This is a genomic window from Micromonospora sp. AMSO31t, assembly GCF_008868175.1.
Lineage (GTDB): Bacteria > Actinomycetota > Actinomycetes > Mycobacteriales > Micromonosporaceae > Micromonospora.
Map to the genome: position 1 here is coordinate 27,108 of NZ_WBKT01000025.1, position 24,605 is coordinate 51,712.

Annotated in this window: 23 protein-coding genes; 8 read left to right on the forward strand and 15 right to left on the reverse strand. The window is 73.6% G+C overall.

All coding sequences use genetic code 11. From position 1 onward, the window contains the following. Nucleotides 1-3: 3 nt before the first annotated feature. Genes F8274_RS08790 through F8274_RS08825 form a run of 8 tightly spaced genes read right to left on the reverse strand, consistent with a single transcriptional unit; the run spans nucleotide 4 to nucleotide 8,654 of the window. On the reverse strand, nucleotides 4-777 hold the full coding sequence (locus F8274_RS08790; RefSeq protein WP_151461784.1) for a 2-keto-4-pentenoate hydratase: 774 nt from the start codon (nucleotides 775-777) through the stop codon (nucleotides 4-6). Continuing rightward, a complete protein-coding gene (dmpG, locus tag F8274_RS08795; protein ID WP_151461785.1) occupies nucleotides 774-1,838 on the reverse strand; it encodes a 4-hydroxy-2-oxovalerate aldolase in 1,065 nt (354 codons plus the stop codon). Before dmpG ends, F8274_RS08790 begins: the two co-directional genes overlap by 4 nt. Beyond that, nucleotides 1,835-2,764 (reverse strand): acetaldehyde dehydrogenase (acetylating), encoded by a 930-nt coding sequence (locus F8274_RS08800; RefSeq protein WP_151461786.1) that lies wholly within the window; start codon nucleotides 2,762-2,764, stop codon nucleotides 1,835-1,837. Before F8274_RS08800 ends, dmpG begins: the two co-directional genes overlap by 4 nt. Next, nucleotides 2,761-3,555: a 2-keto-4-pentenoate hydratase gene (locus tag F8274_RS08805; RefSeq protein ID WP_151461787.1), complete on the reverse strand. Its 795-nt coding sequence runs from the start codon at nucleotides 3,553-3,555 to the stop codon at nucleotides 2,761-2,763. Before F8274_RS08805 ends, F8274_RS08800 begins: the two co-directional genes overlap by 4 nt. Before the next feature lie 56 nt (nucleotides 3,556-3,611). Then, nucleotides 3,612-5,093, reverse strand: a complete 1,482-nt coding sequence (locus F8274_RS08810; protein WP_151461805.1) for a 2-hydroxymuconic semialdehyde dehydrogenase — start codon at nucleotides 5,091-5,093, stop codon at nucleotides 3,612-3,614. A 20-nt stretch (nucleotides 5,094-5,113) separates the two neighbouring features. Next, on the reverse strand, nucleotides 5,114-6,448 hold the full coding sequence (locus F8274_RS08815; RefSeq protein ID WP_151461788.1) for an NAD(P)/FAD-dependent oxidoreductase: 1,335 nt from the start codon (nucleotides 6,446-6,448) through the stop codon (nucleotides 5,114-5,116). After that, nucleotides 6,445-7,749, reverse strand: a complete 1,305-nt coding sequence (gene kynU / locus F8274_RS08820; RefSeq protein ID WP_151461806.1) for a kynureninase — start codon at nucleotides 7,747-7,749, stop codon at nucleotides 6,445-6,447. Before kynU ends, F8274_RS08815 begins: the two co-directional genes overlap by 4 nt. 20 nt (nucleotides 7,750-7,769) lie before the next feature. Then, a complete protein-coding gene (locus tag F8274_RS08825) occupies nucleotides 7,770-8,654 on the reverse strand; it encodes a tryptophan 2,3-dioxygenase (protein ID WP_151461789.1) in 885 nt (294 codons plus the stop codon). Between the two features lie 142 nt (nucleotides 8,655-8,796). On the opposite strand from F8274_RS08825, the gene F8274_RS08830 reads away from it, so the two are divergent. The 3 genes from F8274_RS08830 (at nucleotide 8,797) to F8274_RS08840 (ending at nucleotide 10,690) form a co-directional block, all read left to right on the forward strand. Beyond that, on the forward strand, nucleotides 8,797-9,267 hold the full coding sequence (locus F8274_RS08830; RefSeq protein ID WP_151461790.1) for an Lrp/AsnC family transcriptional regulator: 471 nt from the start codon (nucleotides 8,797-8,799) through the stop codon (nucleotides 9,265-9,267). A 91-nt stretch (nucleotides 9,268-9,358) separates the two neighbouring features. Further along, complete coding sequence (locus F8274_RS08835; protein WP_151461791.1) at nucleotides 9,359-9,868, forward strand: hypothetical protein; 510 nt, start codon at nucleotides 9,359-9,361, stop codon at nucleotides 9,866-9,868. 12 nt (nucleotides 9,869-9,880) lie between these two features. Beyond that, nucleotides 9,881-10,690: a class F sortase gene (locus tag F8274_RS08840; RefSeq protein ID WP_151461792.1), complete on the forward strand. Its 810-nt coding sequence runs from the start codon at nucleotides 9,881-9,883 to the stop codon at nucleotides 10,688-10,690. Between the two features lie 7 nt (nucleotides 10,691-10,697). Here F8274_RS08840 and F8274_RS08845 read toward each other — a convergent pair whose 3' ends face one another. Beyond that, nucleotides 10,698-11,237, reverse strand: coding sequence for an HNH endonuclease (locus F8274_RS08845; RefSeq protein WP_151461793.1), 540 nt, complete (start codon nucleotides 11,235-11,237; stop codon nucleotides 10,698-10,700). 187 nt (nucleotides 11,238-11,424) lie between these two features. Here F8274_RS08845 and F8274_RS08850 point away from each other — a divergent pair, with 187 nt between their 5' ends. From F8274_RS08850 to F8274_RS08860, 3 genes are all read left to right on the forward strand, one after another. Next, nucleotides 11,425-12,585 (forward strand): mechanosensitive ion channel family protein, encoded by a 1,161-nt coding sequence (locus F8274_RS08850; protein ID WP_370518206.1) that lies wholly within the window; start codon nucleotides 11,425-11,427, stop codon nucleotides 12,583-12,585. Between the two features lie 249 nt (nucleotides 12,586-12,834). Beyond that, a complete protein-coding gene (locus F8274_RS08855; protein ID WP_151461795.1) occupies nucleotides 12,835-14,220 on the forward strand; it encodes an MFS transporter in 1,386 nt (461 codons plus the stop codon). 80 nt (nucleotides 14,221-14,300) lie between these two features. After that, nucleotides 14,301-14,690, forward strand: coding sequence for a globin (locus tag F8274_RS08860; RefSeq protein WP_192579759.1), 390 nt, complete (start codon nucleotides 14,301-14,303; stop codon nucleotides 14,688-14,690). Nucleotides 14,691-14,729: 39 nt separating this feature from the next. Here F8274_RS08860 and F8274_RS08865 read toward each other — a convergent pair whose 3' ends face one another. The 4 genes from F8274_RS08865 to ettA all read right to left on the reverse strand — a co-directional run bounded on the left by F8274_RS08865 (nucleotide 14,730) and on the right by ettA (nucleotide 18,223). Beyond that, entirely contained in the window at nucleotides 14,730-15,314 is a 585-nt protein-coding gene (locus F8274_RS08865; RefSeq protein WP_151461797.1) for a YbjN domain-containing protein, read from the reverse strand. A 131-nt stretch (nucleotides 15,315-15,445) separates the two neighbouring features. After that, the gene (locus tag F8274_RS08870) at nucleotides 15,446-16,114 is read right to left on the reverse strand and encodes a hypothetical protein (protein WP_151461798.1); all 669 of its coding nucleotides are present in this window, start codon (nucleotides 16,112-16,114) and stop codon (nucleotides 15,446-15,448) included. Next, nucleotides 16,111-16,554 (reverse strand): thioesterase family protein, encoded by a 444-nt coding sequence (locus F8274_RS08875; protein WP_151461799.1) that lies wholly within the window; start codon nucleotides 16,552-16,554, stop codon nucleotides 16,111-16,113. The genes F8274_RS08870 and F8274_RS08875 overlap by 4 nt, the downstream gene beginning before the upstream one ends. Next, nucleotides 16,547-18,223 (reverse strand): energy-dependent translational throttle protein EttA, encoded by a 1,677-nt coding sequence (gene ettA / locus F8274_RS08880; protein ID WP_151461800.1) that lies wholly within the window; start codon nucleotides 18,221-18,223, stop codon nucleotides 16,547-16,549. The genes F8274_RS08875 and ettA overlap by 8 nt, the downstream gene beginning before the upstream one ends. A gap of 307 nt (nucleotides 18,224-18,530) precedes the next feature. On the opposite strand from ettA, the gene F8274_RS08885 reads away from it, so the two are divergent. Together F8274_RS08885 and otsB are read left to right on the forward strand one after the other, a co-directional pair. Further along, nucleotides 18,531-19,931, forward strand: a complete 1,401-nt coding sequence (locus tag F8274_RS08885; protein WP_091269672.1) for a trehalose-6-phosphate synthase — start codon at nucleotides 18,531-18,533, stop codon at nucleotides 19,929-19,931. After that, nucleotides 19,928-22,528 carry a trehalose-phosphatase gene (gene otsB / locus F8274_RS08890; protein WP_151461801.1) on the forward strand — a complete coding sequence of 867 codons (2,601 nt, stop codon included), beginning with the start codon at nucleotides 19,928-19,930 and terminating at the stop codon, nucleotides 22,526-22,528. The genes F8274_RS08885 and otsB overlap by 4 nt, the downstream gene beginning before the upstream one ends. Before the next feature lie 92 nt (nucleotides 22,529-22,620). Here the strand turns inward: otsB and cobA are convergent, their stop codons facing one another. Together cobA and F8274_RS08900 are read right to left on the reverse strand one after the other, a co-directional pair. After that, the gene (cobA, locus tag F8274_RS08895) at nucleotides 22,621-23,850 is read right to left on the reverse strand and encodes a uroporphyrinogen-III C-methyltransferase (RefSeq protein ID WP_151461802.1); all 1,230 of its coding nucleotides are present in this window, start codon (nucleotides 23,848-23,850) and stop codon (nucleotides 22,621-22,623) included. Nucleotides 23,851-23,905: 55 nt separating this feature from the next. Further along, nucleotides 23,906-24,605 (reverse strand): nicotinate-nucleotide--dimethylbenzimidazole phosphoribosyltransferase (locus tag F8274_RS08900; protein WP_151461803.1); only part of this gene is annotated, 700 nt, incomplete at its 5' end.

Here is a 24,605-nt window from a genome sequence, read left to right on the forward strand (position 1 = left end):
CGCTCACGCCGACGCCTTCAACGACGCCGCGCCGAGCTTCTCCACGACGGCCCGGACGTGCGCGCCGGGGCGCAGCGGCACGGCGGCGGTGGCCGCGCCGGCCAGGAAGACCCAGCCCTCGCGGAGCCGCACGCCGTGCCGGCCGGCCAGGCGGATGCCCTCGTCCAGCGCGCGGCGCGGGTCGCCGAGGATGGCGGCGGTCGAGCCGACCTGGGCCACCCGACCGTCGATCTCCAGCAGCACGCCGAGGTTGTCCAGCCCGTCCGGCACCGGCGACCAGGGCCCGACCACGAACGCGGCGGCCGAGGTGTTGTCGGCCACGACGTCCGGCAGGGAGAAGGTGAAGTTGGCGTACCGGGAGTCGATCAGTTCCAACGCGGGGGCGACCGCGCGGACCGCCTCGGTGAACGCGCCGACCGGCTCACCGGGCTCGGGGAGGCGGTCCAGCAGGAACGCCACCTCCGGCTCGACCCGGGGGTGGATGAAGCCCGCCACGTCGACGCTGCCGCCGTCGGGCACCCGCATGGCGTCGGTGAGCCGGCCCCAGATCACCTCGTCGACGCCGACCTGGGCCATCTTCGCCTTGCTGGTCAGGCCCATCTTCAGCCCGACCAGCCGCTCACCCCGGTCGAGGCGGCGCTGCAGCAGCGCGGCCTGCACGGCGTACGCGGTGTCCACGTCGAGGCCGGTCTCGGCGGCGAGCTGCGGGATGGCGGTGGCCGTGTCGGCGGCCGCGCCCAGCTTCTCGGCGATCCCCGCGATGTCCGGTCCGATCATGAGTGGTTCTCCTTGCCGGCCAGGTCCAGTGCCACGTCCACGATCATGTCCTCCTGGCCGCCGACCATGCGGCGCCGGCCCAGCTCGACCAGGATCGAGCGGACGTCCACCCCGTACTTCGCGGAGGCCCGCTCGGCGTGGCGGAGGAAGCTGGAGTAGACCCCCGCGTACCCGAGGGAGAGCGTCTCCCGGTCGACCTGGACCGGCCGGTCCTGCAGCGGGCGGACCAGGTCGTCGGCCGCGTCCATCAGCGCGAACACGTCGCAGCCGTGCTTCCAGCCGTGCAGCTCGGCGACCGCGACGAAGACCTCCAGCGGGGCGTTGCCGGCGCCCGCGCCCATGCCGGCCAGCGACGCGTCCACCCGGACGGTCCGGCCGTGCGGGGCGTCCGCGCCGGCCGGCCCGGGGCCGGGGATGCGGCCGTGCTCGACGGCCAGCACGCTGTTGGCCACGCCGAGGGACAGGTTGTGGTGGGCGTGGATGCCGATCTGCGTCTCCGGGTCGAGCACCTGCCGGTACGCGTCGACCCGCGCGGCCACGTCGGACATGAGCAGCCGGCCACCGGAGTCGGTGACGTAGACGCAGTGCGCCCCGTACGACTCCATGAGCTTGGCCTGGGCGGCCAGCCCGGCCGGGTCGTTCATGTGCGACATCATGAGGAACCCGGAGACGTCCATGCCGTTCTCGCGGGCCCAGGAGATGTGCTGGGCGGAGATGTCCGCCTCGGTGCAGTGGGTGGCGATCCGCACGCTGGTGACGCCGAGCGCCCTGGCCGCCTTCAGGTCGGCGATGGTGCCGATGCCGGGCAGCAGCAGGGTGGTGAGCCGCGCGCTGGTCAGCACCTCGGCGGCGGCGGCGATCCAGTCGGCGTCGCCGGCCGCGCCGTGGCCGTAGTTGACGCTGGAGCCGGCCAGGCCGTCGCCGTGGGCCACCTCGATGGCGGCCACCCCGGCCGCGTCGAGCCCGGCGGCGATCGTCCGCACCTGGTCCACGGTGTACCGGTGGGCGATGGCGTGCATGCCGTCGCGCAGCGTCACGTCCTGGATGTAGAGGTCGGTCATCGCGCGTCCACCTTCCGCAGCGTGACCAGCCGCTCCGCGGTGCGCAGCGCGGCCGAGGTCATGATGTCCAGGTTCCCGGCGTACGCGGGCAGGTAGTGCCCCGCGCCGGACACCTCCAGGAAGACCGACACCTGGAGCCCGGTGAAGTGCCGGCCCAGCACCGGCGCGTACGTGTCCACCCGGTCGAACTGCACGTCCTGCTTGAGCCGGTAACCCGGGACGTACTCCTGCACCGACTTCACCATGTCGGCGACCGAGGCGGCGATCGCGGCCCGGTCGGCGTCGGCGTCCGGGCAGAGGCAGTAGACGGTGTCCCGCATGAGCAGCGGCGGGTCGGCCGGGTTCAGCACGATGATGGCCTTGCCGCGCTCGGCGCCGCCGACCACCTCGATGGCCCGGGCCGTGGTCTCGGTGAACTCGTCGATGTTGGCCCGGGTGCCCGGCCCGGCCGACTTCGAGGCGATCGAGGCGACGATCTCGCCGTACGCGACCGGGGTGACCCGGCCGACCGCGTGCACGATCGGCACGGTGGCCTGCCCGCCGCAGGTCACCATGTTCACGTTGGGCTCGCGCAGGTGCTCGTCGAGGTTGACCGGCGGCACCACGTACGGGCCGATCGCGGCCGGCGTCAGGTCGACGACGGTCCGGCCGTGCGCCCGCAGGACCGCGTCGTGGCGCCGGTGCGCGCCGGCCGAGGTGGCGTCGAAGACCAGCTCGACGTCGGCGAACTCCGGCATGGCGACCAGGCCGTCCACGCCCTCGGCGGTGGTCGCCACGCCGAGCCGGCGGGCCCGGGCGAGACCGTCGGAAGCCGGGTCGATGCCGGCCATCGCGACCATGCGCAGGCTGTCACTCAGCCGCAACACCTTGATCATCAGGTCAGTGCCGATGTTGCCCGACCCGAGCACCGCCACGCCGACGGTCATGAGGCCTCCTTGGAGAAACAGGTCCGCACCGAGCCGAGCCCGGAGATCCGCGCCTCGTACGCCGCGCCCGGAGTCACGGGCACCATGGGGCCGAGCGCCCCGGAGAGCACCACGTCCCCGGCCTTCAGCGGGTCACCGGCGCGGGCCATGGTGCCGGCCAGCCACTCCAGGGCGTGCAGCGGATTGCCGAGGCAGGCCGCCCCGGCGCCGACCGAGACCGGCTCGCCGGCGTGCTCCAGCACCATGCCGCAGAGCCGCAGGTCCACGTCGGCCAGCCGGCGGGGCGCCGTGCCGAGCACGAACATCCCGCTGGAGGCGTTGTCCGCCACGGTGTCCACGATGGAGATGTCCCAGCCGGCGATCCGGGAGTCGACGATCTCGATGGCCGGCAGCACGTGGTCGACGGCCCGGATGAGGTCGACGGTGGTGACCCGCTCGTCACGCAGGTCGGCGCCGAGCACGAAGGCGATCTCCGCCTCCACCCGGGGCTGGAGCAGCCGACTCATCGGCACCTCGACGCCGTCGCCGACGGCCATGTCGTCGAAGAGCACCCCGAAGTCGGGCTGGAAGACGCCGAAGTTCTCCTGCACGGCGCGGGAGGTGAGGCCGATCTTCGCGCCCACCCGGCGGTGGCCCTTGCCGAGCCGCTGCCGGGTGTAGACCTGCTGCACCTGGTAGGCCGCCTCGATGTCGCCCTCCGGCAGCAGCCGCCCGCGCAGCGGCGGGCACGGCTTCTCCTCCTGCCGGGCCACGGCCAGTTCCCGGTTGGCGGCTTCGATGTCGACGGTCATCCCGGCTCCTCGCTGCGTTCGCTTGAGACGCCGGCCATTCTGCCCGTCCCGCGCACTCATGTGAGGTCCACGCAGACGTTGGTGAGTTCGGAGTAGAAGTCGAGCGAGTGCACCCCGCCCTCCCGGCCGATGCCCGACGCCTTCACCCCGCCGAACGGGGTGCGCAGGTCGCGCAGGAACCAGGTGTTCACCCAGACGATGCCGGCGTCCAGCCGGGCGCCGGCCCGGTGCGCCCGGCCCACGTCCCGGGTCCAGACCGTCGCCGCCAGGCCGTAGTCGGTGCCGTTGGCCAGGGTGTACGCCTCGTCCTCGTCGTCGAACGGCGCCACGTGCACCACCGGGCCGAAGATCTCCTCGGTGTTGGTGCGGGCGTCCGGGCCCAGCCCGGTGAGCACGGTCGGCTGCACGTACGCGCCGCCGTCGCGGGCGTCGCCGAAGCGCGGCGTCCCGCCCCCGGCGCGCACCTCGGCGCCCTCGGTGCGGGCCAGCTCGTAGTGGCCGAGCACCTTGTCCCGGTGGCCGTGCGAGATCAGCGGCATGTTCGCCGTGGCCTCGTCGGCCGGCCACCCGTACGCCAGCTCGTCGGCGCGCTTGGCCAGCCGGGCGGTGAACTCCTCGAAGACCGGCCGCTGCACGTAGATCCGCTCGGTGCAGAGGCAGACCTGGCCGCCGTTGGTGAAGCTGGACCGGACCGAGCCGGCGACCGCCGCGTCCAGGTCGGCGTCGGCGAAGACCAGGCCGGCGTTCTTGCCGCCCAGCTCGAAGCTGACCGCCTTCACCCCGTCGGCGGCGGCGCGCATGATGGCGCTGCCGGTGGCCGACTCCCCGGTGAAGGTGATCGCGTCGACGCCCGGGTGCCGGGTGAGGTGCTCGCCGGCCGAGCCGGGGCCGAAGCCGTGCACCAGGTTGAACACGCCCTCGGGCACGCCCGCCGCGGCCATCACCTCGGCGAGCAGGGTGGCCGACGCCGGGGTCTCCTCGCTGGGCTTGACCACCACGGCGTTGCCGCAGGCCAGGGCCGGGGCGACCTTCCAGGTGAGCAGGAGCAGCGGCAGGTTCCACGGCACGATGATCGCGACCACGCCGACCGGCTTGCGGACCGCGTAGTTCAGCGCCCGGCCGCCGGTCGGGGTGACCGTGGTGAACGACTCGGTCGGCGCGGTCGCCACGATCTCGGCGAACGCCCGGAAGTTGGCCGCCCCGCGCGGGATGTCCAGCGTGCGGGCCTGGGAGATGGCCTTGCCGGTGTCGGCGACCTCGGCGGCGACGAGGTCGTCGAAGCGGCGTTCCAGCTCGTCGGCGACCCGGCGGAGCACCTCGGCGCGCTCCCGCTCCCCCATCCGGCCCCACGGCCCGCGCAGCGCCGCCCGGGCGGCGGTCACCGCGTCGTCCACGACGGACTCGCCCGCCTCGACCACCTCGAAGACCGGCTCACCGGTGACCGGGCTGCGCTTGGTGAACCGCGGGCCGGCGTCCACGAAGGACCCGCCGACGAAGTTGCGCAGCAGGCCGGGGCCGTCCGGCGCGTGCCCGGCCATCAGCCGGGGATCCCAGAGGGTCATCCTCGCCTCCCTCGGCCGAGCGCCACCGCCGCCCCGGCCAGCGCCGCCACCGCGCCGGCGGCCACCGCCCCCACCACTCCGTACTGGCGGCGCACCCGGCGGCGCACCTCGGCGTACGGGGTGGTGGAGAACGAGACCAGCTCGTACTGCGAGACGTAGCGGCCGGGCAGGGCGCGCTCCAGCGCGTGCTCGATCTTCTTGCGGGTCTGGAACACCGGCGAGGCGACCTTGTCCCGCATCTCCACGAAGTTGGTCAGCGCCATCCGGGCGATCGCCTCGGCGTTGGCCTGCCGGCGGTGTTGGAACAGCGGCAGCGCCGACGCCCACTGGTCGCCGCACTCGTCCAGGCAGCGGTCCAGTTCGACCACGTCCTCGAAGGCGCAGTTGGCGCCCTGGCCGTAGAACGGCACGATGGCGTGCGCCGCGTCGCCGAGCAGGCCGACCCTGCCGGCCACCTGCCACGGCGTGCAGCGGACCGTGCCGAGCACCCCGACCGGGTTGTGCTGGTAGTCGTCGACCAGGTTCGGGGCGAGCGGGACCAGGTCCGGGTAGTGGGTGGCGAAGTACGTCTCGATGGCGGCCGGGCTGCCCAGCGAGGCGAAGCTCTGCGTGCCGTGGGTCGGCCAGAACAGCGTGCAGGTGAAGGAGCGGTCCGGGTTGGGCAGCGCGATCATCATCGAGGTGCCGCGCGGCCAGATGTGCAGCGCGCCCGGGTCCAGGGCGAACTCGCCGCCGATCGGCGGGATGGTGAGTTCCTTGTAGCCGTAGTCGAGGAAGTCGAGGCTCTCGCTCACCGCCCCGTACGCCAGCAGTTGCCCGCGCACGGCGGAGCCGGCGCCGTCGGCGCCGAGCACCACCGACGCGGACTCGCCGACCTTGCCCTGCGGGGTCTCGAAGGTCATCTCGCCGGTGACCGGGTCGAGCCCGACGAGCCGGTGGTCGAAGGCGATCCGCACGCCGGGCAGCGCGCTGGCGGCGTCGAGCAGCGCGTTGTTCAGCGCGCCCCGGCTGATCGAGTTGATCGCCCGGTCGCCGGAGACGCTGTACGACTGGAACTGCGGCTCGCCCTCCACCGGGTGGATCATCCGGCCGCGCATCGGCAGCGCGTCGGTCATCACCTGGTGGTCCAGGCCGATCCGGCGCAGCGCGTCCAGGCCGCGCTCGGAGAGCGCCAGGTTGATCGAGCGGCCCCGCTCGACCGTCCCGGTGCGCGGGTCCGGCCGCCGCTCGTAGAGGGCGACCGGGTAGCCGCGCCGGGCCAGGAAGCAGGCCAGCAGGCAGCCGGCCAGGCCCGCGCCGACCACCGCGATCTCGTCGCGTTCCGTCGTCACCGGTTCACCTCCACGGTCGCGGCCAGCGCGTCGGCGACCCGCCAGCAGTCGTGGTACGTCGAGTAGAGCGGCACCGGCGCGAACCGCACGATGTCGGGCTCCCGGGCGTCGGCGATCACGCCGTGCTCGTGCCGCAGCCGCTTGGTCAGCTCGTTGGCGCTGCCCCCGCCGATCCGCACGGAGAGCTGGCATCCCCGCCGTGCCGGGTCGCGCGGGGTGACCACGGTCAGCGGCCGGTCGGCGGTCACCTCGTCGAGCAGCCGCTCCAGGTAGCCGGTGAGCCGGAGGCTGCGCTCGCGCAGCGCGGGCATGCCGACCGAGTCGAACAGCTCCAGCGAGGTGCGCACCGGACCCATCGCGAAGATCGGCGGGTTGGAGATCTGCCACGCGTCGACGGTGGCCGGCGGCCGGGACACCGGCGTCATCTCGAACCGGGTGGCCGCGTCGGTGCTCCACCAGCCCTCGAAGCGCGGCAGTGCGGGATCGCCGAGGTGCCGCTCATGGACGAAGACGCCGCCCAGGGCGCCGGGCCCGGAGTTCAGGTACTTGTAGGAGCACCAGGCGGCGAAGTCGACATCCCAGTCGTGCAGGGCGAGGGGCACGTTGCCGGCGGCGTGCGCCAGGTCCCAGCCGACGACCGCGCCGGCGGCCCGCCCGGCGGCGGTGATCGCCGGGATGTCCATCAGCTCGCCGGTCAGGTAGTTGACCCCGCCGAGCAGCAGCAGCGCCACGGTGTGCCCCTCGGCGGCCAGGAAGTCCAGGACGTCCTGCGTCCGCAGGGTGTCCTCGCCGGGGCGCGGCCTGAGGCGGACGACGGCGGTGTCCGGGTCGAGCCCGTGGAACCGGGCCTGGCTGCGCACCGCGTAGCTGTCCGAGGGGAAGGCGCTGTCCTCGATGACGATCCGGGTCCGCTCCCCCGCCGGCCGGTAGAAGCTCACCATCAGCAGGTGCAGGTTGACCGTGAGGGAGTTCATCACCACGGTCTCCGCGGGGCGGGCGCCGACCAGTCGCGCGGCCGGCGCGGTCAGGAGCTCGTGGTACGGCAGCCAGGGCCGCTCCGCCTCCAGGTGCCCCTCCACGCCCAGCCGGCGCCAGGCGTCCAGGTCGGCGAGGAGTTCCTCCCGGGTGGCCCGCGGCTGCAGGCCCAGCGAGTTGCCCGCCAGGTACGCCACCTCGGGGTAACGCCCGCCCTCGGCCGGCGGCACGAGGAACAGGTGCCGGTGGCCGGGGTCGGCGGCGTCGAGCGTCCGGGCTTCGGCTTCGGCTTCGGCACCGCCGAAGCCCGGCGACTGAGTGTCAATGTTCCGCACGATTCCTCCGGTCACATCGCGGTCCGGGCCGACCACAGCTCCGGGAAGACCACCCGGGCCATGCTCCGCTGCAACCAGGCCAGCCCGGCGGAGCCGCCGCTGCCGACCTTGGCGCCCATCGAGCGCTGCACCGCCTTGATGTGGTTCCAGCGCCAGTCGCCGAACCCTTCGGCCACCTCGCTCAGCGCCTCGCCGAGCAGGCGCAGGTGGTTGTCGGGGCCACCGTCGGCGTAGATCCGCACCCAGGCCGCCTCGACGGCGGGGTGCGACTCGTGCTCGGCCGCCACGTCCCGCTCCAGCATCTCGGCGGGCAGCTCGAAGCCGCGCCGGGCGAGCAGCGCCACCACGTCGTCCCAGAGGCTCGGCGTGGCCAGCGCGGCGGTCAGCTCGGCGTGCACCTCGGCCTGCCGGCGGAACGGGCGGATCAGCGCCGGGTCGCGCAGGCCGAGCAGGAACTCCAGCTGGCGGTACATGGCCGACTGGAAGCCGGAGCCCTCGCCGAGCCGGTCGCGGAAGCGGTTGAAGTCGGCCGGGGTCATCCAGCGCAGGCCCTGCCAGGCGGCGTTGAGCCCCTCCAGGTGCAGGGCGGCCCGGCGCAGCGGGGGCAGCGCGTCCCAGATCCGGTTGGCCCGAAGCTCACGCTGGGCGTGCCGCAGCTCGTGGCAGGTCAGCTTGAAGTACAGCTCCATGATCTGGCTGACCATCAAAAAGGACATCTCGCCCGGGTCGTCGCTGAGCGGCTGCTGGAGCTGGTGCAGCGTGCTCGCGTGCACGTACGCGTCGTAGGGCACCCGGTCGGCGAACTCCAGGGTGGGTTTGCCACCGTTGCGCGCCGCCCGGGCCGCCCGCTGCTGCGGGGTGGCCGGCCGCACCGCCGTCGTCTGTTCCACCGTCATCTCCCTCCGTACGCCGGGGTAGACGACATGATGCCGCTGGTTGATCCGCAGATGGAATGCCTGTTCGACGGCGCTACGGTGGTGTCACCTGTCGCGTCGAAGGCGTCTTCGGCCTTCGACTTCACGGAAGAAAGGTCACCGCGTGGACGACATGGACTGGGCGCTGCTGCGCGAGCTCCAGGCCGACGCCCGGCTCTCGTACAGCGAGCTGTCCCGCCGGGTGCACCTGTCCCCGCCCGCCGTGGCCGAGCGGGTGCGCCGGCTGGAGGAGTCCGGGGTGATCACGGGCTACCACGCGCACGTGGACCTGACCCGGGCCGGCCGTACCGTGCTCGCGCTGATCCGGATGTCCTGCTACGGGTCCCGGTGCATCCTCAACGACCCCACCGTCGCGGACTGGCCGGAGATCATGGAGATCCACCGGATCACCGGCGACGCGTGCAGCATGCTCAAGGTGGCCGCGGGCACGATGGGCGAGTTCGAGGGCGTCATCGACCGGCTCGCCCCGTACGGCCAGCCGTCCAGCACCATGGTGCTCTCCACCCCGCTGGAGTGGCACCCGGTCACCCCGCTTCCGCCGCCCGGCGCGTCCCCTACCGGCCGGCGCCGCTGATCCGCCCCGGGTTTGCCCCCACGTCAGCGGGAATGCAGCCCGCGCTGCCCGTCAGCAGGATTCCGGTGCGCCGCACCGGAAGGGGGGAATCATGCGAGGGCTCCTGTCACACCGCGCGCTCTGGGCCGTTCTGGGCCTGCTCGGCCTGGTTGCGGCGTTCGTCCTGACCACCGCCTCACCGGCCCGCGCCGGGGAGAACGTCTTCGTCGAGGTCACGCCGAACAGCGTCCAGGCCGGCTCCCGGGTGAGCATCCGGGCCAGCTGCGACGGCAACAACGACCGGCAGGCCCAGGTCACCTCGGACGCCTTCGGGCGGGTGATGCTCCGGCCGGACAACGGCTTCCTCACCGGGGCGGTCACCGTTCCCGGCAACAAGGCGCCGGGCGACTACCCGGTCAACCTGGACTGCTCCAACGGGAAGACCGCCTCCACCATGCTCACCGTCCTGAACATGGCGCAGCCGAGCAAGGGCCCGGCGACCGGCGGCGGGGGCACGGCGGGCGGCCGGGGCGCCGGCTCGCTGCTGCTGATCGGCGGCCTGGTCGTGGTGGCCGTGGTGGCCGGAGTGGGTGCCCGCCGCAAGACCGGTAGCCGCTTCTGACGAGGTGCGTCCATGGCCCGCTCACCGCGCCGCCACGATCGCACGTCCCGGGTCGGGGCCGGCCTGCGCCTGGTGTCCCGCGCCTCGCGCCGGTTCGCCCACGCCGCCGGCCACGCCTTCTCGGCCAGCGTCACCACGGCGGACCCGCAGGCCCGCCCGGTGCCGCAGGCACGGCAGGCCCGGGCCGCCGGCCGCTGGCGGTACGCCGCCCAGCGCGGCCCCGGCGCCCCGGTGCTGGTCGTCGCGGCGCTCATGGCGCTGATCGTGGCGATGCTCGGGGTGGAACGGCTGACCGGGATCAGCGTGCTGCCGGAGCAGCTCACCGCGGGGCTGCGCCCACCGCCGAAGAAGTTCCCGGTGCTGTCCGGCAGCCCGCCCACGGACCTGACGATCGGCAAGATCGACCTGCGGGCGCCGGTGCACCGGGTCGGCATCGCCCCGGACGGCAGCATCGCGGTGCCGGACGTCGGCCGGGCCGGCGAGGTCGGCTGGTACGACCAGGGGCCGACGCCCGGGCAGTACGGGCCGGCGGTCATCGTCGGGCACGTCGACACCACCACCGGGCCGGCGGTCTTCCACGACCTCAAGGACCTCGACGACGGCGACCGGATCGAGGTGGCCCGGCAGGACCACTCGGTGGCCGTGTTCGAGGTGACCTCGATCGAGCGGTACGGCAAGGAGCAGTTGCCCGTGCGGGAGGTCTACGGCGACTTCAGCCGGCCCAACCTGAGGCTGATCACCTGCGGCGGCCGCTGGGTCGGCGGGGAGACCGGGTACGCGGACAACCTCGTGGTCTACGCCTCGTTGGTGAAGGCGCGGTGAGCGCCGCTCAGGCCGCCTCGGGCTCCGGCTCGCGCAGGTCGAGCCAGTCCGCCCAGCGCGGGTCGGGCGCCCGGTGGCCGAGCACCCGCCAGGCCGTGCCCTTCGGGGCCGCCGGCAGGTTGTGCAGCCGCCAGCCCAGCTCGGCCGGCGTCTTGTCGCCCTTGGTGTGGTTGCAGCGGGCGCAGGCGGCGACCACGTTCTCCCAGGCGTGCCGGCCGCCCCGGCTGCGCGGGAAGACGTGGTCGATGGTCTCCGCCGGGCCGCGGCAGTAGGCGCAGCGCCAGCCGTCCCGGGCGAAGATCGCCCGGCGGGAGAGCCCGACGTGGGTGCGGTAGGGGACCCGGACGTAGCGGGTCAGCCGGACCACCGAGGGGACCGGGAGCGCGTTGCGCGCGCTGTGCAGGATGCCCTCGCCGTCGGCCACGCAGACGGCCTTGGCGGAGAGCACGAGGATCGCCGCGCGACGCACCGACACGACACACAGGGGCTCGTAGGTGGCGTTGAGAACGAGTGCACCCGAGCCCACCGCGGGTCGTATGTCAGGCATCGCGCTCACCCTCCCGGTCCAGCCGCTCCGGCCACCATGGCGCCGGGCGCGCCCCGCGGGCAGCGGGGAACGACACCGACGCCGGCCGGATCACCGACGTCCGTTGCGCCAATAGTCCCTGATCGCGCCCCGGATTGCACGCACTAATCCGGGGTACCCTCGTGAAGCTCTCTCCGCCCGTGCCAGGATGACCGGTTCCGCCCCGCGTGATCGGTTGACCGCCCCTCCGGCGGGAGCCGGGCGGGTCGCCAGCAGGCGTCCAGCGGCGTTGCGGTACGAAAGCAGGGTGAGTCCCGCCAACCTGCTGCTCCACGCGCTGTCCGCCGTCGAGCCGAGTCCGTCCCCGTCCCCGTCCGTCGACTGCCGCACCGATCCTTGGTGCAAGAACGTCTGGGACATCACCGGCTCGGCCTGGTTCGCCGAGGGCAGCTACTGGATCGTCCTGAAGCCGCTGCGGATCGTGCTGATCCTGCTGCTGGCCGTGGCCGCCCGGTGGGCCCTGCACCGCACCATCAACCGGCTGGTCCGGACCACCACCGAGGGCGCGGTGCCCACCATGCTCCGCCCGCTGCGCGAGCGGATCCCCAGCGCCACGCTCGACCCGGAGCAGTTCGTGCCGGAGCGGCGGCGGCAGCGCGCCGAGGCGATCGGCTCGGTGCTGCGCAGCATGGTCACCGCGTTCATCTTCGGCATCGCCCTGCTCATGGTGCTCAAGGAGTTCAGCTTCGACCTGGCCCCGCTGCTGGCCAGCGCCGGCATCGCCGGCGTGGCCCTCGGCTTCGGCGCGCAGAGCCTGGTCAAGGACCTGATCGCCGGCCTGTTCATGCTCATCGAGGATCAGTACGGCGTCGGCGACACCGTCGACCTGGGCGAGGCGACCGGCGTGGTGGAGGCGGTGGGCCTGCGGGTCACCACGGTCCGGGACGGCCGCGGCGTGCTCTGGTACATCCGCAACGGCGAGATCGTCCGGGTGGGCAACAAGAGCCAGGGCTGGGCGCTGGTCGTGGTCGACCTGCCGATCGGCTTCGCCGGCACCGAGGAGGCCACCGCGGTGCTGCGTACGGCGGCCGCCTCGGTCGCGCTGGACCCGGAGCTGTCGCCGCAGATCGTCGAGGAGCCGGAAGTGCTCGGCGTCGAGCAGATGACGGTCGACGGCGCGGTGATCCGTACGGTGGTGAAGACCACCGCCGACGGGCAGTTCGCGGTCGGCCGCGAGTTGCGCCGCCGGCTCGCCGAGGCACTGGAGAACTCGGGCATCACGGCGCGGATCGCGGCGGCCCGGCTCTATCCCGGCCTGCCGACCCGCGCTCCGAGCGGCGGCGAGACGGGCACCGGCGGGGCCACCTGACCCGCGTCGCCGGTCGGCTCGACGGGCCCGACGATTTTCGGGGGTCGCGCGCCGCGCGGCCCCTCGGGTATCGTCCGTTCGTTCAGTCGGAGATGTGACGATCAATCCGTTCGCCCTAGCCAGTTGTCAGACGATCGGGCAGAATCCGGTGAACATGCTCCCCAAGGGAGCGTGCTGGTGTCCTCGCTGATCCGTAGATCTGACGACGGTTTCCAGGTCGGACCATCACGAGTGGTCGACCCGGAAACGATGGAGGCGACGGTGTCCGACGAGCGACCCGCCCAGGAGGGGCCGGCCACCTTCCGCGACGTGTTCAGCCTCGCGGAGTTCCGCGTCCTCTTCACGGCAAGCGCTCTGTCCTGGATCGGCGACTACGTCGCGAAGGCCGCGGTAACCGTCCTCGTCTACCGGCAGACCGACTCGGTGGCGCTCTCCGCCGCCGCGTTCGCGGCCAGCTACCTGCCCTGGCTGGTCGGCGGCCCGCTGCTCTCCGCGCTCGCCGAGCGCTACCGGTACCGGCAGGTCATGGTGGCCTGCGACGTGGTCCGGATGTTCCTCATGGTGCTGGTCGCCCTGCCCGGGGTGCCGCCCTGGGCGGTCCTCGCCCTGATCTTCGCCGCCACGCTGGCCAACCCGCCGAGCCAGGCCGCCCGGTCCGCGCTGATGCCCCAGATCCTCGCGGGCGACCGGCTGGTGGTCGGCCTGTCGGTGTCGGTGAGCAGCGGACAGGCCGCCCAGGTGCTCGGCTACCTGCTGGGCGCGGCGGTGGCCGCGGTCAACCCGGCCGCCGCGCTGCTGATCAACGCGGCCACCTTCGGCGTCTCCGCGGCGCTGGTCCGTTTCGGCCTGCGGGACCGGCCGCCGGCCATGACCGAGGCGCACCGCAGCCACCTGCTGCGGGAGACCGCGGAGGGGTTCCGGCTCGTCTTCGGCCGCCCGGTGCTGCGTGCCATCGCCGTGCTGGTGTTCAGCGCGATGGTCTTCTCGATCGTCCCCGAGGGGCTCGCCGCGGCCTGGGCCAACGAGCGCGCCGGGGACGGCATGGACACCGGCACGGCCCAGGCGGTCATCATGGCCGCCAACCCGGTCGGGTACGTGCTCGGCGGGCTCGCCGTCGGGCGGCTCGTCGCCCCGGCCCGCCGGCTGACCCTGATGCGCCCGCTGGCGGTGATCGCGCCGGCGGTGCTGGTACCCGCGCTGCTCGACCCGCCGCCGGTCGTGGTGGCGCTCCTCGCCGCCGCGTGCGGCTTCGCGGTGGCGGGGCTCATCCCGGTCGCCAACGGGCTCTTCGTCCAGGCGCTGCCGGAGGGCTACCGGGCCCGGGCGTTCGGCGTGATGGCCAGCGGGACCCAGATCATCCAGGGCGCCGCCGTGCTGGCCACCGGGGCGCTCGCCGAGCGGTTCGCCATTCCCTCGGTGGTCGGTGCGTGGAGCGCGGCCGGCGTGCTGCTGATGCTTCTCGCGGTGCTCACCTGGCCCCGCCCGGCGACCATCCAGGCGGCCGTCGAGGCCGCCCGGGCGGAATCCGCCGCCACGGCCGCCCCGGACGGGCGCGGCGGGCACACCCCCGGCCGCGGGGTGGCGGCGGGCGACCGGGGCGGCGAGCGCGGCCGGCGCCGGCACGCCGTGACCTGACTCCCGCTCCGAAGGTGGGCGTGGGCGGCCTCCGGGCGGCGCCTGGCAGGATGGGTGGCGTGACTTCCCCAGGCGAGTCGATGCCCCTCTTCGAGGCGATCGGCGGCGAACCCACCTTCCGCAAGCTGGTGGACGAGTTCTACGCCGGTGTCGCCACCGACCCGCTGCTGCGGCCCATGTACCCGGAGGAGGACCTCGGCCCCGCGGCCGACCGGCTGACGCTCTTCCTCATCCAGTACTGGGGTGGCCCGCACACCTACTCGGAGCAGCGCGGCCACCCGCGGCTGCGGATGCGGCACGCCCCGTTCCGGATCGGCGCGGTCGAGCGGGACGCCTGGCTGCGCCACATGCGCCGGGCCGTGGACCGACTGGACCTGCCGCCGCAGCTCGCCGCCGCGCTCTGGGACTACCTGGAGCGGGCCGCCTATTTCATGGTGAACGTGATGGAGGACCCGGCGGCCGAGGGCTGACCGGGCCCGGCGGGCGGGCCGTGGCACCGCCCGGCGGACTCAGAGCAGGGCGCCCTCGTCGTGCAGCCAGTCGACGAACGTGGTGGCCACCGCCGCGCCGCAGTCGAGCATCTCGACCAGCAGCGCGTCGTGGGTGCCGGCACCGAGCGGGACCTGGAGCTCCGCGTAGATGGGCAGCTGGCCGCGCTCGGTCGGGTCGCCGATGTAGGCCTTGCAGAACCGCCGGGTGTGGTTCCACTCGTTGACCACGCGGTAGGCGCGGTCGGCCCAGTCCGGCGGGACGGTCGCGTGCGGCCGGGCCCGCATCACGAGGATCTCGTCCTCGGGGCCCTCCAGGGTGACCAGCACGGCGTGGCGCTCCCACATGGCCAGCAGGTTGCCGTCGCCGTCGGCCAGGTAGCGCACGTCGAGCAGGTCGAGCGCGTCGCAGACCCGGCGGAGGGTGACCGGGGCGACGGTTGCCGGCATGTCGGCGATCACGGGCCGCTCGGCGGCCGCCGCGTCGTCCGCCGGCTGACGGGGGGTCGGTGGCCCGACCCGGACGGTGTCCTCCACTGTGATCCCGCTTCGAGTTTCCGGGTCACCGCCACTGGCGGGACCTGGGCGCCATGACCACCACGGCATCGCTCGCGCACCTCACTCCCCAGCGGATCCAGCCGCCTACGGTGCGTTGGATCCGAGGATGGACGGTACCCGGACAGCCGGCAGGAGGCATCCCCCCAACGGTCGCCCCAAACCGGAAGAACGATGAGGGGTCATCCGTTCGGATGAACTCGGATGGGCGTCAGTGCGAGGTCGGCGACCTTCCGCGACCAGGCCGCTCCGTACGGTCCGACGAGCCCGACCCAACGGCCGGCCACGCGTACCTGGACGTCGCCGGCGCCGAGGAAGCCCATCCGGACCAGCCCCTGCACCAGCCGCTGCGGCACCTCCACCGGAACGCCCGGCGCCTCGTCCGGGGTCACCACCACCGCGACGTGGTCCAGCAGCGCGTCCCGCAGCGCCCGCTGCCCCACCGCCCGGCCCGCCACGCCGTGGGTGGCCGCCTCGCGCAGCGTCCCCGCCGCCGCGGCGGCGATCCGCCGGACCTCGGCGGCGGGCAGCGCCTCCACCGCCCGGCTGGCCGCCGGCGGCAGCGGCCAGCGCCACCCGTCGTCCCGGCGCCGGGGCAGCGCGTCGCCACCCGCCGACAGCTCCGCCAGCAACTCCCCCGCCGCCACCGTGGCGTCGCCCGGCGCCGTGCCGGACACGGTCCGAACCACGAGCACGTCCCACGGCAGCCGGGCCCACAGGGCGGTGCGCCCGGCCCCCGGCACCGGCCGGAGCCGGACCAGGGTGCCCGGGTCGAGCCGGACCAGGCGGGCCAGGAACGCGCCCGCGTCGGCCACGTCGTCGAGCCCGTGCCCGGTGGCCGGCGTGGTCATCCGGACAGCCCGGGCGCGTACCGGAGCAGGAAGGCCCGCTCGTCGGCGGAGATCCGGCGGGGCCGCTGCGCGGCCAGGTCGAACGGGACCAGGACCGAGCGGGCCCGGCTGGCCAGCACGTCGCGGTCGTAGAGCTCGTAGGCGACGGTGAACGACGCCGCCCGGATCTCCTCCACCCACAGCTCGATCCGGACCGTGGGTGCCGCCTCCGCGGTGGCCCGGCCCAGCGCGTAGTCGACCGGGCGCAGGTAGTCGACCTCGTGCCGGCGGATGACCACCCCGTCGGCGAACGAGCCCACTCCCCACGCCCGGCCGCCGGCGAACATCATCGCCACCCGCGCCTCCTCGTAGAGCGTGAGGAAGCGGGAGTTGTTGACGTGGCCGTACGCGTCCAGGTCGGACCAGCGCAGCGCGCAGTCGTAGACGAACCGGTCAGTCACGGGTGAGCTTGCGGTACGTCACCCGGTGCGGCCGGGCGGCCTCCGCGCCGAGTCGGTCGATCTTGTTCTTCTCGTAGGCCTCGAAGTTGCCCTCGAACCAGAACCAGCGGGCCGGGTTCTGGTCGTCGCCCTCCCAGGCGAGGATGTGCGTGGCGACCCGGTCCAGGAACATCCGGTCGTGGGAGATGACCACGGCGCAGCCGGGGAACTCCAGCAGCGCGTTCTCCAGGCTGCCGAGCGTCTCGACGTCGAGGTCGTTGGTCGGCTCGTCCAGCAGGATCACGTTGCCGCCGATCTTGAGGGTCAGCGCCAGGTTGAGCCGGTTGCGCTCGCCGCCGGAGAGCACCTTGGTCGGCTTCTGCTGGTCCGGGCCCTTGAAGCCGAACGCCGCGATGTACGCCCGCGACGGCATCTCGACCTTGCCCACGAGCAGGTGGTCCAGCCCGTCGGAAACCGTCTCCCAGACCGTCTTGTCCCCGGCCAGGCCGGCCCGGCTCTGGTCGACGTACGACAGGGAGACCGTCTCGCCCACCCGGACCGAGCCGCCGGTCGGCTCCTCCAGGCCCACGATGGTCTTGAACAGGGTGGTCTTGCCGACGCCGTTCGGGCCGATCACGCCGACGATGCCGTTGCGCGGCAGGGAGAAGCTGAGGTCGTCGATCAGCACCCGGTCGCCGAAGGCCTTGACCAGGCTCTTGGCCTCGATCACGGTGCTGCCCAGGCGCGGGCCCGGCGGGATCTGGATCTCCTCGAAGTCCAGCTTGCGGGTCTGCTCGGCCGCGGTGGCCATCTCCTCGTAGCGGTCGAGGCGGGCCTTGGACTTGGTCTGCCGGGCCTTGGCGTTCGAGCGGACCCATTCGAGCTCGTCGTCGAGGCGCTTCTTCATCTTGGCGTCGCGCCGGCCCTCGACCGCCATGCGGGCGGCCTTCTTCTCCAGGTAGGTGGAGTAGTTGCCCTCGTACGGGTAGGCCCGGCCGCGGTCCAGCTCCAGGATCCAGTTGGCCACGTTGTCGAGGAAGTACCGGTCGTGGGTGATGGCGATCACCGTGCCGGCGTACTTGGCCAGGTGCTGCTCCAGCCACTGCACGCTCTCCGCGTCCAGGTGGTTGGTGGGCTCGTCGAGCAGCAGCAGGTCGGGCGCCTCCAGCAGCAGCTTGCACAGCGCCACCCGGCGGCGCTCACCGCCGGAGAGCTGGAGCACGTCGGCGTCCGGCGGGGGGCAGCGCAGCGCGTCCATGGCCAGTTCGAGCTTGGAGTCGACGTCCCAGGCGTCGGCGTGGTCGAGCTCCTCCTGGAGCTTGCCCATCTCCTCCATCAGCTCGTCGGTGTAGTCGGTCGCCATCTGCTCGGCGATCTTGTTGAACCGCTCCAGCTTGGCCTTGGTCTCGGCGACCGCCTCCTCGATGTTGCCGAGGACGGTCTTGGCGTCGTTGAGCGCCGGCTCCTGCGCCAGCATGCCGACGGTGTAGCCGGGCATGAGCCGGGCCTCGCCGTTGCTCGGCTGGTCCCAACCTGCCATGATCTTGAGGAGGCTGGACTTACCGGCGCCGTTCGGGCCGACCACACCGATCTTGGCCCCCGGCAGGAAGTTCAGCGTCACGTTGTCGAGCACGACCTTGTCGCCGTGCGCCTTGCGCGCCTTTTCCAGGACGTAGATGAACTGGGCCACGGTGCGGGCTACCTCCGTCGGTTGCGATCGCGAGCTGCGGGCGCGGGCGCGGGCTTCGAGGTCCGCCCGCCGCCGCCGGCCGGGGCCGGCCACGCGCACGCCGTCGTCAATCCTGACAGGTACGCCCCGCTCCGCCCACATCACCCCGCCCCCGAGTGCGCGGCGCGCCGCCGCTGTCGACAAGATCACGGTGTGGGTTCGGCGCTTCCGGGACGGGTAGGGAACTCCGGCACGGGGCAACAGAGGCCGCAGCTACGCTCAGTACGCTCAGCGCGGTGGACCCGTCAGCAACCGGAGGTGGCCGATCGTGACCGTCCGTAGCTCCTTTGTCGTTGTGGCGAACCGACTGCCGGTCGACGAGGTGAGCACACCCGAAGGGCGGCAGTGGCGACGCAGCCCGGGCGGCCTGGTGACCGCGCTGCATCCGGTCCTCGCCGAGCACCAGGGCACCTGGGTGGGCTGGGCCGGTGGCACCGGCGCCGCCCCCGAGCCGTTCGACCTGGAGGGGATCCGGCTGCACCCGGTGCCGCTGAGCGCCGAGGAGCTGGAGCGCTACTACGAGGGGCAGTCGAACGCGACCATCTGGCCGCTCTACCACGACGCGGTCGAGACCCCGGCCTACAAGCGGCGCTGGCGCGAGGCGTACCGGTTGGTCAATGCCCGGTTCGCGGAGGCCGCGGCGGACGTGGCGGCCGAGGGCGCCACGGTCTGGGTGCAGGACTACCAGCTCCAGCTCGTGCCGGCGATGCTCCGGGAGCTGCGGCCGGACCTGCGGATCGGGTTCTTCCTGCACATCCCGTTCCCGCCGATCGAGCTGTTCATGCAGATGCCGTTCCGCACCGAGATCCTGCGTGGCCTGCTCGGCGCCGACCTGGTCGGCTTCCAGCAGCGGCTGGCGGCACAGAACTTCGTCCGGCTGGCCCGGCACCTGCTCGGCCTCCGCTACGAGGGGCAGATGATCCAGGTCGACGGGCGGCAGGTGAAGGCCGGCGCGTTCCCCATCTCGATCGACACCCGGGAGATGGAGCGGCTGGCCGAGGACCCGGCGATCCAGGCCCGTGCCAAGCAGATCCGCGAGGAGCTGGGCAACCCGAAGACGATCATCCTGGGCGTCGACCGGCTCGACTACACCAAGGGCATCGAACTCCGGCTGAAGGCCTTCCGCGAACTCCTCGCTGACGGAAAGTTGACAGTCCCCGACGCGGTCATGGTGCAGGTAGCCACGCCGAGCCGCGAGCGCGTGGAGCACTACCAGGCACTTCGGGTGAAGGTCGAACGCGAGGTCGGCCGGATTAATGGCGAATTCGGACGGGTCGGCGTGCCGGCGGTGCATTATCTGCATCAGTCGTACAGTCGCTCCGAACTCGCCGCGATGTACGTCGCGGCAGACGTGATGATGGTGACCCCGCTGCGAGACGGAATGAATCTGGTGGCCAAGGAGTACGTCGCATCGCGCGCCGACCAGGGCGGCGCGCTCGTGCTCAGTGAGTTCGCCGGCGCCGCCACCGAGCTGCGCCAGGCGTTCCTGTGCAACCCGCACGACCCCGACGCGGTCAAGGACGCGCTGCTGCGCGCCGTGCACGTCGAGAAACCCGAGGCCCGCCGCCGGATGCGGATAATGCAACGCCACCTGCGCAGCCACGACGTCGGCCACTGGGCCAAGTCCTTCCTGACCGAACTCGGCGTGCCCGATGCGGAGGCTGCGTGAGCACGAGCACCCCCACCACTCCGCCCGGCGGGGTGATGGATCCCGAGCTGCGCGCCGCCATCGGCCGGATCGCCCGGGTCCCCCAGCTCCTGGTCGCCTGCGACTACGACGGCACCCTGGCGCCGATCGTCGAGGACCCGAGCAAGGCCGTGCCGCTGCCGGAGTCGGTGGCCGCGGTCCGCGCCCTGGCGTCCCTGCCGCAGACCAGCGTCGCGGTGGTCTCCGGCCGCGCGCTGCGCGACCTGGCCACGCTGTCCCGGCTGCCCAGCGAGGTGCACCTGGTGGGCAGCCACGGGTCCGAGTTCGACATCGGCTTCGTCGAGCGGCTCACCCCGGAACTGATCGCGGTCCGGCACCGGCTCCGCAGCGAGCTGCGCGAGATCGCCGCGGCCCACCCGGGCGTACGCCTGGAACGCAAGCCGGCCAGCGTCGCGGTGCACACCCGCGGGGTCGACCCGCAGATCGCCGCCGCGGCCATCGAGGCGGTCCGCAGCGGCCCCGCCACCTGGGAGGACGTCACCGTCACCCAGGGCAAGGAGGTCATCGAGCTGTCCGTGGTGGCGACCCACAAGGGCACCGCGGTCGACCAGCTCCGCACCCAGCTCGCGGCCAGCGCGGTGCTGTTCATCGGCGACGACGTCACCGACGAGAACGCCTTCGGCAACCTGCACGGGCCGGACGTCGGCATCAAGATCGGCCCGGGCGACACCCGGGCCGACTACCGGGTGGCCGAGCCGATCGAGGCGGCCCGGGCGCTGGGCCTGCTGCTGGAGACCCGGCGGCACTGGCTCTTCGGCGAGCGGGCGGTGCCGATCGAACGGCACTCGATGCTGGCCAACGGCCGCACGGTCGCGCTGGTCACCCCCGAAGCCAAGATCACCTGGCTGTGCCACCCGAAGCCGGACTCGGCGGCGATCTTCGCGGACCTGGTCGGCGGCAGCCCGGCCGGGCACTTCACGGTCGGCCCGCAGCGGGGCGGCATCCCGCTGGGCCAGCGCTACCGCAGCAACACCATGACGGTGGAGACCCGCTGGTCCGGCCTGACCGTGACCGACTGGCTGGACCTGCCGGCCAAGGAGACCACGCCGGACGGCCCGGTGGTCGTCACCGGCGACTCGACGCTGGTCCGGGTGCTCAGCGGCACCGGGCGGGCCCGGGTCGACTTCGCCCCGCGCCCCGAGTTCGGCCAGGTCGCCGTGCAGCTCCAGCCGCTGGACGACGGTCTGCTGGTGCTCGGCTCCAACGAGCCGGTGGCCCTCTACTCGCCAGGCGTCGAGTGGGAGGTCACCAACGACGCCGGCTACGAGACGGCCAAGGCCGTGGTGGACCTGTCGGCAGCCGGCGGCCAGGTGGTGCTGGAGCTGCGCTTCGGCACGCAGAGCCTGGAACACCACCGGGTGCCGATCCACGAGCGGCAGGCCGCCGCCGAGCAGCCCTGGAAGGACTGGGTGGCCTCGCTGCGGCTGCCCGGCACCGCCCGGGACCTGGTGGCCCGCAGCGCGCTCACCCTGCGCGGGCTCTGCCACGAGCCGACCGGATCGATCCTCGCCGCGGCGACCACCTCGCTCCCCGAGGAGCTGGGCGGCGTCCGCAACTGGGACTACCGCTACTGCTGGCTGCGGGACGCGGCCATGACCGCCCGCGCGCTTGTCGACCTCGGTTCCACCGAGGAGGCGGAGGGCCTGCTGCGCTGGGTCGACGGCGTCATCGACCGCACCGGCGGGCACCCGGAGCGGCTGCACCCGCTCTACACGGTCGACGGCTACGAGCTGGGCGCCGAGGCGGTCATCGACACCCTGCCCGGCTACGCCGGCTCCCGGCCGGTCCGGGTCGGCAACCTCGCCAACCACCAGCTTCAGCTCGACGTCTTCGGGCCGGTCGCGGACCTGATCGCCGCGGTGGCCGACGCCCGGGGCTCGGTGCGCGACGACGAGTGGCGGGTGCTGGAGAACATGGTCGAGGCGGTCCGCCGCCGCTGGCACGAGCCCGACCACGGCATCTGGGAGGCCCGCCTCCCGCCCCGGCACCACGTCTTCTCCAAGGTCATGCTCTGGATGACCGTCGACCGGGCCCTGCACGTGGTGCGGCAGCACGGCGGCGAGGACCGGCCGGAGTGGGTCGAGCTGCGCGACCGGATCGCCGACAACGTGCTGGAACACGGGTGGCACCCGGAGGCCGAGGCCTACAGCGTCGCCTACGGCTACGAGGAGATGGACGCCTCGTCGCTGTGGATCGGCATCTCGGGGCTGCTCGCCGGGGACGACCCGCGCTTCCTGTCCACGGTGCTGAAGATCGAGGCCGAGCTGCGCAGCGGCCCGGTCGTCTACCGCTACCACTGGGACGACGGCCTGCCCGGCCGGGAGGGCGGCTTCCACATCTGCACGGCGTGGCTGATCGAGGCGTACCTGCGCACCGGCCGGCGCACCGACGCGGAGGAGCTGTTCGTCCAGATGGTCGACACGGCCGGGCCGACCGGGCTGCTCCCCGAGCAGTACGACCCGCTGGCCGAGCGCGGGCTGGGCAACCACCCGCAGGCCTACAGCCACCTCGGGCTGATCCGCTGTGCCCTGATGCTCGACAACATGCTCAAGCAGTGACCTGACCGCCACGACGGCGGCCCGGGACCATCAGGTCCCGGGCCGCTCGTCTGGTCCGCTCCGGCGCGGCGTCGTGGCGGTGCGCGGGCCCGTCAGGTGTCGAGGGCGCCGACGACGTCGCCGACGACCACGATGGCGGGTGGGCGCAGTCCGGCGGCCGTCACGTCGGCGGCCACCGTGCCGAGGGTCGAGCGGAGGGTCCGCTGCCCGCTCGTGGTGCCCTCCTGGATCACCGCGGCCGGGGTGTGCGCCGCCCGGCCGTGCGCCACGAGGGTGGCGCTGATCGCCGCGAGGTTCTTCAGGCCCATGAGGATCACCAGGGTGCCGCGCAGGCCGGCGAGGGACTCCCACCGGACCAGGGAGTCGGGCGAGTCGGGCGCGACGTGTCCGGAGACCACCGTGAACTCGTGTGCCACGGCGCGGTGGGTGACCGGCACCCCGGCCGCCGCGGGCACCGAGATGGCGCTGGTCACCCCGGGCACCACGGTCACCGGCACGCCCGCTTCGGCGCAGGCCAGCAACTCCTCACCGCCCCGGCCGAAGACGTACGGGTCGCCGCCCTTGAGCCGCACCACGGCCTTCCCCGCCCGGGCGCGGTCCACCAGGATCCGGTTGATCTCCTCCTGGGCCCGCGCCGGCCCGTACGGGATCTTGGAGGCGTCGACCAGCTCGACGTCGGAGCGCAACTCGTCGAGGAGCAGCCCGGGGACGAGCCGGTCGGCGACCACCACGTCCGCCTCGGTGAGCAGCCGCCAGCCCTTCACGGTGATCAGCTCCGGGTCCCCCGGCCCGGCGCCCACGAGCGCCACCCGCCCGCCCGCGCCAGCACGGGACCCCTGCTCCGCCGCAGGCGTCGACAGGGGGCCCTTGCGTGCACCCAGCAGGTCGCGGACCGCGTCGCGGACGCTCATGGCGCGGCGGGGGTCGCCGCCGCCCAGCACGGCCACCGTCACCGGGCCGTGCCGGGTCACCGCCGGGGTCCACGCGGTGGCGGCGGTCCGATCGTCGGCGCGGACGCAGAAGATGCGCCGCTCGGCGGCGGCGGCGCTGACCGCGGCCGCGGCGATCCGGTCGTCCACGGCCACCTGGACCAGCCAGGCGCCGTCCAGGTCGTCCGGTGCGAACCGGCGCGGCTCCCAGCGCAGCCGGCCGGCGTCCACGTGCGCCCGCAGCGCCGGGGTCAGCTCCGGCGCCACGAGCAGGACGTCCGCTCCGGCGTCGAGCAGCGCGGGCACCCGCCGGGTGGCCACCGCTCCCCCGCCGACCACGACCACCCGCCGGCTGGCCAGCCGCAACCCGAGCGGGTACGGGTTGCCGCTCACCTGGCCGCCTCCCCGACGGACCGGGCCGGCACGCTGAGCCGAGGGCCTCGCCCGCTCACTTCTCGGCCACTCCCGCCGAGTCGAAGGTGGCGACCTCGTGCAGCACCCGGACCGCGCCCGTGACGACGGGGAGCGCGAGCAGCGCGCCGGTGCCCTCGCCGAGGCGCAGCCCGAGGTCGATCAGTGGGTCCAGGCCGAGGTGCCGCAGGGCGGCCGTGGCGCCCGGCTCGGCCGAGCGGTGCCCGGCGACCATGGCACCGACGGCGTCCGGCGCGAACGCGGCGGCCGCCAGCGCGGCGCTGACCGCGATGACGCCGTCCAGCAGCACCGGCACGCGGCGCGCGGCGGCGCCGAGGACCAGCCCGGCCAGCGCGGCGTGCTCCAGGCCGCCGACCGTGGCCAGCACCCCCAGCGGGTCGGCCGGGTCGGGCGCGTGCCGGTCCAGCGCGGCTCGCACCACGCCGACCTTGCGGGCGTACGTCTCGTCGTCGACCCCGGTGCCCCGCCCGGTCGCCGCGGCCGGGTCGACCCCGGTGAACGCGGCGATCAGCGCGGCGGCCGGGGTGGTGTTGCCGATGCCCATGTCCCCGGTGAGCAGGATGCCCGCCCCGGCGTCGACCAGTTCCCCGGCGATCCGGATGCCGGTCTCCATGGCCGCGCGGGCCTCGTCGCGGGTGAGCGCGGCGGCGACCGTCATGTCCCGGGTGCCGGGCCGCACGTTCGCCGCGACCAGGCGGGGGCCGGCACCCGGGACC

Coding starts and splice junctions, on each gene's coding strand:
- F8274_RS08805 (WP_151461787.1), bottom strand. CDS start 3,555: ATGACCGTCGACATCGAAGCCGCCAACCGGGAACTGGCCGTGGCCCGG.
- F8274_RS08835 (WP_151461791.1), top strand. CDS start 9,359: ATGCGAGGGCTCCTGTCACACCGCGCGCTCTGGGCCGTTCTGGGCCTG.
- F8274_RS08855 (WP_151461795.1), top strand. CDS start 12,835: ATGGAGGCGACGGTGTCCGACGAGCGACCCGCCCAGGAGGGGCCGGCC.
- F8274_RS08790 (WP_151461784.1), bottom strand. CDS start 777: ATGATCGGACCGGACATCGCGGGGATCGCCGAGAAGCTGGGCGCGGCC.
- F8274_RS08800 (WP_151461786.1), bottom strand. CDS start 2,764: ATGACCGTCGGCGTGGCGGTGCTCGGGTCGGGCAACATCGGCACTGAC.
- F8274_RS08845 (WP_151461793.1), bottom strand. CDS start 11,237: ATGCCTGACATACGACCCGCGGTGGGCTCGGGTGCACTCGTTCTCAAC.
- F8274_RS08870 (WP_151461798.1), bottom strand. CDS start 16,114: ATGACCACGCCGGCCACCGGGCACGGGCTCGACGACGTGGCCGACGCG.
- F8274_RS08825 (WP_151461789.1), bottom strand. CDS start 8,654: ATGACGGTGGAACAGACGACGGCGGTGCGGCCGGCCACCCCGCAGCAG.
- F8274_RS08865 (WP_151461797.1), bottom strand. CDS start 15,314: ATGCCGTGGTGGTCATGGCGCCCAGGTCCCGCCAGTGGCGGTGACCCG.
- F8274_RS08860 (WP_192579759.1), top strand. CDS start 14,301: ATGCCCCTCTTCGAGGCGATCGGCGGCGAACCCACCTTCCGCAAGCTG.
- F8274_RS08810 (WP_151461805.1), bottom strand. CDS start 5,093: ATGGCCGGGCACGCGCCGGACGGCCCCGGCCTGCTGCGCAACTTCGTC.
- F8274_RS08850 (WP_370518206.1), top strand. CDS start 11,425: ATGACCGGTTCCGCCCCGCGTGATCGGTTGACCGCCCCTCCGGCGGGA.
- dmpG (WP_151461785.1), bottom strand. CDS start 1,838: ATGACCGACCTCTACATCCAGGACGTGACGCTGCGCGACGGCATGCAC.
- F8274_RS08840 (WP_151461792.1), top strand. CDS start 9,881: ATGGCCCGCTCACCGCGCCGCCACGATCGCACGTCCCGGGTCGGGGCC.